The following is a 2630-nucleotide window of genomic DNA, read 5'->3' as shown; positions in this document are numbered from 1 at the left end:
CGGATGACGCTGCCTTCGGAATTATAGAGCGAGCGGACGATGATGCCGTCCACCGGGGCACGGATGGTCGTCCGCTCCAGGACCGATCGAGCAGCGTTGATTTGTTCCTCGAGGTCCGCCACCTGTGCCCGGGCTTTGTTCAGTTCCGTGACGGCATCCTCGACCCGGCTGGTTGTAAGCCTTTCAATCTGCTGGCGCGCTTCTACGGTCTGGGTCGCGGAGCTGGCAATCTGCGCTTCCAGAGATCCTGCCTGGCCGACCAGCTCGGCAGTGCTGCGCAGAAGATCGGTATATTCGGAACGATTTGTGAGTCCTTTTTTCAGAAGCTCTTTTTTTCTTTCCGTCTCCTCGTTGACGATCGCAAGCTGATTTTCGGCTGCCTGCTTCTGAGCCTTTAACCCGACAACGGCGTCCTGAAGAGCTGCCACCCTTTGTTTCAGAATCCCCTGTTCCGCGCCGTAACGCGCTAGCCGCGCCTGGAATTCCTTGTTTTGTTCAGCGAAAACACCGCTGTACTCGGAAGCGCCTGAATAGGCTCCCAGGTCACTGGACAAGACAATTTTCTGAAGGCCGTCCCGTTCTGCTTCGAGCCGGGAAATTTCAGCTTTTTGTGCTACCCATTGCTTGAGAACGCGGTTGAGCTGGGACTGCGCCACCGTCGGATCGAGCACGATCAGGGCCTGGCCTCTTGAGACCCTGTCACCCTCGCGAACTCTAATGCTGCCGACAACACCTCCTTCGAGATGCTGGATCATGACATTCTGCCCAGCTGCTGCGACCACACCCGGCGCGATCGTTGCTCCGGCAATCGGTGCAGTGGCTGCCCAGAACCCGAAGCCGAGCACGAAAACGGCCACGCTTGCATATCCCGCCAGCGTGATCCGATCCGTGCGTGTATCGATGTCGCGCTGCCAGCGATACGTCTTGGCGCCCATCTGGATGGTTTGGCTAGGAACCGTCATTAGCGACCTTTACCTCCACGCGAGCAGCTGACGGGAAAGGCACCACTCCTTCGTTGTCATGTGACTGAGCGGCCGCGGCCGCCGCTTGGCCCCGTCGCTGGGCAAGTTGGTCGAGCACGTCCTTGGTCAAACCGTAGATCTCGACCTGGCCATTGCGCAGCATGAGTATACGATCGCATTTGGAAGCGAGGGAGGGACGGTGGGTTATGACGAGCACGGTCGTTTTTCGTGAACGCGCCTGGATGATCGCCCGCTCGAGTGCGGCTTCGCCGTCGGAATCAAGATTCGCATTGGGCTCATCGAGAACCAGGATCTTGGGATCGCCGTAAAAGGCACGTGCGAGCCCAATGCGCTGACGCTCGCCACCCGAGAGGCGAACGCCGGTCGGGCCGATCACCGTCGAATATCCATCCCTCTGACCCAGGATAAGCTCATGCACCTGCGCCTGCTGGGCTGCTTGAACCAATTTCTCATCAGGCGCATTTGGCTCAAAACGCGCGATGTTCTGGCCGATGGTCCCTGGGAAAAGTTCCACATCCTGCGGAAGATAGCCAATATGACGGCCGAGTTCCTCCGGATCCCAGTTTCGAATATCGCCGCCATCGATGCGGATCGCTCCGGAACGGGGCTCAATGGCACCGACTATGAGGCGCGCCAGCGTCGATTTTCCAGCCTGGCTTGGCCCGACGATCGCGACTGTTTCGCCGGCGGCGACTTCAAAGGTCAAGCGTTTTATCAGCGGCAGCGACCCGTCGGCCGAACCCGGAAGATGATAGACTATTTGATCTGCGCTCAACGCCCCTTGAGGCGTGGGCAATGCAACATTTTCCTTTGGTCCGGACCTTGATTGGGCAGCTGAAAGCCGCTTCCAGGCAAGATTGGCGTCGATGACCTGCCGCCAACTTCCAATGATCTGATCAAGAGGTTGCAAGGCGCGCGCCGAAATCATCGACGAAGCAAATATCATACCGGCGGTCATCTCGTTGTGGAGAACCAGATAAGCGCCGACACCCAATATCGCGATTTGCAGTACCGATCGTGTGGTGCGGGACACACCGCCGTAAAATGCGTTGGTGCGAGCAAGCCCATCCGAGGCGTGTAGAGAGCCGGAAAAACGGGTGCCCCAGAACTCTATCGCATTGGACACCATGCCGAGTGCGCGGACCGTTTCGAAGTTTCGCGCGAAGGCCTGCGCCGAATTCATTGCGGCGCCGAGACTCTCCGCCGCCTCCTTGCTAGGCCGCGAACTCGCGACCTGGTTCAGCACGGCGATGGAGACCATGAGAACCGCTCCAACGACCGTTACAAGGAAGAGCAACGGGTGGATGAAATAAAGCAGGCCCACGAAGATGGGCCCGAAAGGGAGATCGAAGAGAAAGAAAATCGTTCGTGAAGCGATGAAACCCCGCAGCGTGGCCAAGTCGCGCAAGGCCTGGACATCGCCGAGTCCAGCGCGGGGGCCACTCATTGCAGCCAGAAAAGACGATGTACCCAAAGAGACATCCAGTCGCGCGGCGAGTCGGCTTGCGTACACGCCCCGCACGACTTCGAGCACTCCGAATAGCAAAAGCGACGAAAGCGCAAGCAAGGTTAGGTACGTGAGAGTATCCAAATTGGCGGCGGGCAAAACACGATCATATACCTGCAGCATGTATAGAGGCAGAATTA

The 2630-nt window shown here is 58.3% G+C and carries 2 protein-coding genes; both read right to left on the bottom strand.

The window, feature by feature from the left end:
* The coding region (locus tag AC1DZU_RS35415; RefSeq protein ID WP_477292083.1) for an HlyD family type I secretion periplasmic adaptor subunit at positions 1-962 on the bottom strand (962 nt) is incomplete at its 3' end.
* On the bottom strand, positions 949-2630 hold a 1682-nt coding region (locus AC1DZU_RS35410; RefSeq protein WP_477292081.1), incomplete at its 5' end, for a type I secretion system permease/ATPase. The genes AC1DZU_RS35415 and AC1DZU_RS35410, both read right to left, overlap by 14 nt.

Source organism: Mesorhizobium sp. P2_A12 (assembly GCF_056405075.1).
The sequence above is the reverse complement of the archived record's forward strand: the minus strand, read 5'-3'. Positions and strand labels throughout refer to the sequence as shown.